This is a genomic window from Brevibacillus laterosporus LMG 15441 (genome assembly GCF_000219535.2).
GTDB classification, from domain to species: domain Bacteria; phylum Bacillota; class Bacilli; order Brevibacillales; family Brevibacillaceae; genus Brevibacillus_B; species Brevibacillus_B halotolerans.
Window position 1 is genome coordinate 423,891 of sequence record NZ_CP007806.1, and the last position, 6,110, is coordinate 430,000.

The following is a 6,110-nucleotide window of genomic DNA, read 5'->3' on the forward strand; positions in this document are numbered from 1 at the left end:
TTGACTATGAGTGGAATTGGAGCTTCAGGTTTTATTATACTGATCATTTTAGCGATCATCTTTTTTGGACCTAAAAAGCTACCAGAGTTAGGCAGAGCTATGGGCAGTACTTTGCGAGAGTTCAAAAAAGCTACAAGTGGACTTGCTAATGATGATTTTGACGAGAGTAAAAAAGAGAAACCAGCCGAACAGCAATTGGTAGCAGCGACTGCTAAACCAGCGGATACAGTGGAGACCTCCGAGAAAATTGACCGTGAAAAGCTAGAGCGTGAAATTCGTGAGCGTTTGGAACGCGAGCGTCTAGAAAAGGAGATTCGCGCAAAAATCGAACAGGAGCGTAAAGAAGCGTCCTCTTCCAGCGAACCAAAAGCGTAAGAAGAAGGTAGGCAGGTTGGATGGGTAAACAAAGAGATATGACTATATGGGAACATATTGGCGAATTGCGTAATCGTCTTTTAATTGTTCTGCTCGTTTTTGTTATCGGATTAGCAGTGGGACTATACTACGCTGGGCCAGTTGTTATGTATCTACAGCAAACGCCTATGGCTAATCTTTCTATGAATACGTTAGTTTCCTTGAAGCCTTCCGATGCACTGCAGGTGTACATGCAGTTTGCTTTCTTGGTTTCGATGATAATGACTACACCCGTATTTTTGTTACAGCTATGGGCGTTTGTTAAACCAGGTTTAAAGCCACATGAAACAAAGCTAACCCTATCATTTATTCCCGTTATTTGTCTGTTGTTTCTAGTTGGATTAGCTTTTGGCTATTATGTTGTGTTCCCGTTAGTGGTTCTGTTTATGACGAACATTAACGTTCAGTTGGGTACTCCAGTCATGTGGGGATTAGGTGAGTATTTCTCTTTTATGTTTAATATGATTGTCCCTTTTGGATTTTTGTTTGAACTCCCGATCCTGGTGATTTTACTAACAAGGCTACGAATCATCAATCCGGTAAGGCTGTCTAAAATAAGAAGATATGCATATTTTATTTTAGCCTTTATTGCGATTGTGATTACACCCCCTGACTTCATGAGTGACTTTATCGTAATGATTCCGTTATTTGTTTTGTATGAGATTAGTGTGTTTCTGTCCAAAGTCATTTATCGTCGACAGTTGAAAGAGGATGAGGCATGGGAACGTGAATACGGTGGCGTGGAGGTTCAGGCTGATTCTGAAATTAAATAGCAGTATTTCAAAGAGCATAAGGTTATATTTATGCTCTTTTTGTGTAAATATAGTTGCAGAACTTGTCATGAATCGGTAGGATTCTTAAGTAGGAACCAAAAATTGGAGGTGCTTTAAGCTTGAACGAGAATTATTCGGAGCAAGTGTATCGGGAAGAGAGTAACTTTCCTAAAATTTTGAGATTGTTTGCGATTTCACTGCTGGTGTCTACTATTGGTAGTGCGGTAGGAACAGCATTTGTTCCCCCGGCCTTTATCCTGCCACTGGTAGTTGTTGAATTGCTAATGCTGATTGGCGCCTTTTTTATGCGTAGAAAGGGTGTTCGAATCGGGTATGGATTCTTATTTGCCTTTGTATTCATCAGTGGAATCACGCTTGGGCCAACTCTACAATACTACGCAATGAAAAATGGGGCCTTGCTGGTTAACGCAGCTTTCCTCATCACTACAGTTATCTTTATTTCATTGGCCGGTTATGCTTATGTGTCCAAACGTGACTTCAGTTCAATCGGCGGCTTTTTGTTTGCAGCTCTTATTGGCTTGATTCTTTTACAGGTGCTAAATCTGTTTATTCCATTAGGAACGGGAATGCAGCTATTAATAGCATCTGGCGGGATTTTGATTTTTAGCGGCTATATTCTATATGATGTGTCTCAGTTCAAGCATGGGGTAGAAGAAGATGATGTCCCAATGGCTGTTATTTCGCTTTACCTCGATTTTATCAATTTGTTCTTGTCGTTGCTCCGTCTTTTAGGAATTTTAAATAGTGATGATTAGTTCTTAAAAAATGCATGTGCCCCCCTCTGAGTTTTTTCAGGAGGGGGGCTTTTGCGTATGGTTGGAAGTTTATTGTTTTACAAAAAAGACTTACTCTGCTTGGGTATAGCTGCTTTTTGTTGGGCAAATACTATATGGACGAAATGGCTTGAAAAGGAGTGAAACAGATGAAAAAAAGAAGGTGGATTGTAGTATCTGCTATTTTTTTATCCGTATCGGCGGTGGTGGCAGGTTTCACGATGATGAAGGCAGGTGCAATCTCAGGAATTCTCCCATTCTTACATAAGGGGGAGCAAGCAACGGCCACTAGCGGTACCCCAACAGGAAACGATGCAGATGGAGCGCAGATAGCTGGAGAGAATGTCGAGCTATTTGATAGTGACCAACAAAAGGTTGTATCCCATTATTCAAATAGCACTCTCTTTCAACAGGAAGCGCAAACGATTTTACACTCAGTGAGCGGGAGAGTCCAGGATATTAGCCCACAGTTGGAGCATTGTTTTATTTTAAAAATCCCTGTGGACCCTCCAATAAAAGTATCTGTCCCGAAAGAAAAGATAAAAGATCAGATCTCGCGAGTTTTTGTGGTGATGCCAAAGAATGGGCAACGCAAACCATGGCTTATCCTGCATAATCAGCGTGAGGAAACCATATTGGCTGAGTTTACCAGAGATGTAAATACGATACGTGAACTCATCAAGAAATAATTTATTTGGTTGTAAAGAGCGTAACGAAGTTTTCGGTAAAGTAGTCAGAAAAGACGCCTACACCTAGCTCTTCAAATTGCTTTTCAAGCACATTTTTACGATGCCCCAGGCTATTTAACCAGCTTTGAGAGGCCTCTATAGCATCAGGAAATCCTGCGGCAATATTTTCTCCTGCCATTCGATAGGACAGACCATTTTTCTTCAGTCGATCAAATGGAGATAAGCCTGTTGTTACGGAAATATGATCAAAATACTGATTGCGCTGCATATCGATGCTATGATTACGGGCTGTAATGGCTGCTTTTTCGTTCCAACGTAATGGTGGAATTTGATAGCGATAGCGCATGACATTGGTTAAATCTAATATCTGCCGTTCCATCGCTCGATTAATCTCCTCCTGACTTTTAGCATCAGGGGTAGGGGGAGTGAAATTGGGTGCTTCCCCTGTATAAGTCCACTTCGTTTCGTAGAATCCACCCTGAAGCAGAACTAGCTTGTCGATGAGGCGGATGCCAGTAACCTTCTGTTGATTATGCTTGTCCAAGTAAAATAAGACAGGAATATCACCTACAAGCTGTAACGGTCGCTGTGCTCGATCATTTTTTATTTCTACAAATGTATCCTCATAAGAAAAGGTAACGCGCTCCTGTAACGAATAGCTCTTTTTGAGCGTATCGTATGAAGTGCCAATACGTATTTGATTGGTTAATGCGGCTTTCGGACTATTAGAAAAGACATCTACTACTTTCCCCTTTAAAATGCCCACCTGTACATAACGGTCAGGATTCTTGTTATAAATCCACCATTCATATCCAAATAAGCTTGGTTCTTGACGATCAGGGATACCTAATGTGGCTTCCACCTGCTGAGAACTCATATGCAAGGAGACTCCAAAAAGAATAGGATCAGAAAAAAGGGGCTTCGTTGGGGCGTCTCTTTTTTCCACGGTAGATAAAACTTGCTTCATAGAAGGGGTGACTATTTGTTGATTTTGCTGAAGGGGCGATTTAGCAGATGCGGTGTGCCCAGGTGTCAGCGTTGTCAGGAAAACGGCTTTCGTTGTTTCTTTTACTGTTTCAATCACATCAGCAGAAGTACCCTTGGCTTTGTCAGAGTCTGATGCATGTAGCGTGCTTGTTTTCGTAAAAAGAGGAGAGAAGATCATCCTCATATGACTTTTCATTCCGGATGAGGCTTGCGTGCTTGTTTGCAACAAAACAAAAAGTGAAAGTCCAAGAGCTGAAACAAGAAACCAGCTTTTTTTAGGCATGTACTATTCCTCCTCGCAGTCTAGCAATCTGTCTCTATTGTATCTATAAGTAAATATCGTCAAGTATAGAACTAATAAATAGAGTTTTGTATAAAAGAAAAGAAGGTGGAATAAGAGAGTTCCAGAAGATATATGTATGAAGAGACTGGATGCTTAGTCCCAGACCTTACAGGGATAGAAGTTTTTGTCTGTAAATGTACTTGAAAATACTTGCAAAGCATTCAGTGATTTATTATTATAGGAATTGGGTGTTAGCACTCCTTAAAGGTGAGTGCTAACCGTTTAAGAAAAATTATGTACTATCTTTGAGGAGGGTGTTTTTTGTGTTGAAGCCATTAGGTGATCGTGTCGTACTTGAACCAATTTCTAAAGAAGAAACAACTGCTAGTGGTATTGTTTTGCCTGATACTGCAAAGGAAAAACCACAAGAAGGTCGAATTGTTGCAGTGGGTTCTGGTCGCATTGAAAACGGTGAGCGTATCGCCCTTGAAGTAAAAGAAGGCGATAAAGTAATCTTCTCTAAATATGCTGGTACAGAAGTTAAACTGGACAACAAAGAATATTTGGTACTTCGTGAGTCCGATATTTTGGCAGTTATCGGCTAAGGTACCGTAACATACTGAGTTACCCTAAACACATATTTCTATTTGGAGGTTGAGTATTAGATGGCAAAACAAATCAAGTTCTCCGAAGATGCACGTCGCTCTATGTTGCGCGGTGTAGAAACTCTTGCAAATGCAGTTAAAGTAACACTTGGACCTAAAGGTCGTAACGTTGTTCTAGAAAAAAAATTCGGTTCTCCATTGATTACAAATGATGGTGTAACGATTGCAAAAGAAATCGAACTAGAAGATGCATACGAAAACATGGGTGCGCAATTGGTTAAAGAAGTTGCTACTAAAACCAACGATATCGCTGGTGACGGTACAACTACTGCAACTGTACTTGCTGCTTCCATGATTCGTGAAGGTCTAAAAAATGTAACTGCTGGTGCAAACCCAATGGTAATTCGTCGCGGTATAGATAAAGCTGTTCGTGCTGCTGTAGAAGAAATCCATTCTATTTCCAAACCAGTAGAAAGCAAATCTGCAATCGCACAAGTTGCTTCTATTTCTGCTGATGATCCTGAAGTAGGTAGCTTGATTGCTGAGGCTATGGAAAAAGTAGGAAAAGACGGCGTTATTACTGTTGAAGAATCCAAAGGTTTCGCAACAGAGCTTGAAGTGGTTGAAGGTATGCAATTCGACCGTGGATACGCTTCTCCTTACATGATCACTGATACTGATAAAATGGAAGCTGTTCTTAACAATCCGTTTATCTTAATCACTGATAAAAAAATCGGAAACATCCAAGAAGTATTGCCAGTACTTGAGCAGGTAGTACAAAGCGGTAAACCTTTAGTTATCATTGCTGAAGATGTTGAAGGCGAAGCTTTGGCTACTTTGGTAGTTAATAAATTGCGTGGTACTTTCACAGCAGTAGCGGTTAAAGCTCCTGGATTTGGTGATCGTCGTAAAGCGATGTTGCAAGATATCGCTACTCTTACTGGCGGTGAAGTAATCACTGAAGAATTGGGCCTTGATCTTAAAGCAACAAAAGTCGAACAATTGGGCCGTGCTGCGAAAGTTGTTGTTACTAAAGAAAACACAACGATCGTTGAAGGTTCTGGGGAAAAAGCAGCTATCGAAGGTCGTGTAGCTCAAATCCGTCAACAAATCGAAGACACTACATCTGAATTTGATCGTGAAAAATTGCAAGAGCGTCTAGCTAAATTAGCTGGTGGTGTTGCAGTTGTTAAAGTTGGTGCTGCTACAGAAACTGAGTTGAAAGAGAAAAAACTTCGTATTGAAGATGCTCTGAACTCTACTCGTGCGGCTGTAGAAGAAGGTATCGTAGCAGGTGGTGGTACAACACTAATTTCTGTTATGCATGCTATCGAGAAGCTAAACCTTCAAGGAGAAGAAGGTCTAGGTGCACAAATCGTTCTTCGTGCTTTGGAAGAGCCTGTACGCCAAATCGCAGCGAATGCTGGATTGGAAGGTTCCGTAATCGTAGAGCGTTTGAAAAAAGAAGAACTAGGTATTGGCTTCAATGCTGCTACTGAACAATGGGTAAATATGATTGAAGAGGGTATTGTAGACGCGGCTAAAGTAACTCGCTCTGCTCTATC

7 protein-coding genes (1 of these 7 only partly in view) are annotated in these 6,110 nt (G+C 40.9%); 6 read left to right on the top strand and 1 reads right to left on the bottom strand.

The genetic code is table 11. From position 1 onward, the window contains the following. The first annotated feature begins 6 nt into the window (after positions 1-6). From tatA to BRLA_RS02200, 4 genes are all read left to right on the top strand, one after another. The gene (gene tatA / locus BRLA_RS02185) at positions 7-375 is read left to right on the top strand and encodes a twin-arginine translocase TatA/TatE family subunit (RefSeq protein ID WP_003333519.1); all 369 of its coding nucleotides are present in this window, start codon (positions 7-9) and stop codon (positions 373-375) included. Between the two features lie 20 nt (positions 376-395). Beyond that, positions 396-1,187, top strand: coding sequence for a twin-arginine translocase subunit TatC (tatC, locus tag BRLA_RS02190; RefSeq protein WP_022586379.1), 792 nt, complete (start codon positions 396-398; stop codon positions 1,185-1,187). A gap of 119 nt (positions 1,188-1,306) precedes the next feature. Next, entirely contained in the window at positions 1,307-1,963 is a 657-nt protein-coding gene (locus BRLA_RS02195; protein ID WP_003333516.1) for a Bax inhibitor-1/YccA family protein, read from the top strand. Between the two features lie 167 nt (positions 1,964-2,130). After that, positions 2,131-2,670 (top strand): hypothetical protein, encoded by a 540-nt coding sequence (locus BRLA_RS02200; RefSeq protein ID WP_003333515.1) that lies wholly within the window; start codon positions 2,131-2,133, stop codon positions 2,668-2,670. Between the two features lies 1 nt (position 2,671). On the opposite strand, the gene BRLA_RS02205 is transcribed toward BRLA_RS02200, so the two are convergent. Further along, entirely contained in the window at positions 2,672-3,940 is a 1,269-nt protein-coding gene (locus tag BRLA_RS02205; RefSeq protein WP_003333514.1) for a CAP domain-containing protein, read from the bottom strand. 323 nt (positions 3,941-4,263) lie between these two features. Here BRLA_RS02205 and groES point away from each other — a divergent pair, with 323 nt between their 5' ends. After that, positions 4,264-4,545, top strand: coding sequence for a co-chaperone GroES (groES, locus tag BRLA_RS02210; RefSeq protein WP_003333513.1), 282 nt, complete (start codon positions 4,264-4,266; stop codon positions 4,543-4,545). Positions 4,546-4,605: 60 nt separating this feature from the next. Beyond that, positions 4,606-6,110, top strand: partial view of a chaperonin GroEL gene (gene groL / locus BRLA_RS02215; protein WP_003333512.1) — the 5' portion only. The gene runs 130 nt beyond the window's last position; the window shows 1,505 of its 1,635 coding nt (coding positions 1-1,505); its start codon is at positions 4,606-4,608; its stop codon lies beyond the right edge, outside the window.

Bases quoted from the DNA above. Each gene is read 5' to 3' on its own strand.
- tatA (WP_003333519.1), top strand. From the start codon at position 7: ATGAGTGGAATTGGAGCTTCAGGTTTTATTATACTGATCATTTTAGCG.
- BRLA_RS02200 (WP_003333515.1), top strand. From the start codon at position 2,131: ATGAAAAAAAGAAGGTGGATTGTAGTATCTGCTATTTTTTTATCCGTA.
- tatC (WP_022586379.1), top strand. From the start codon at position 396: ATGGGTAAACAAAGAGATATGACTATATGGGAACATATTGGCGAATTG.
- BRLA_RS02205 (WP_003333514.1), bottom strand. From the start codon at position 3,940: ATGCCTAAAAAAAGCTGGTTTCTTGTTTCAGCTCTTGGACTTTCACTT.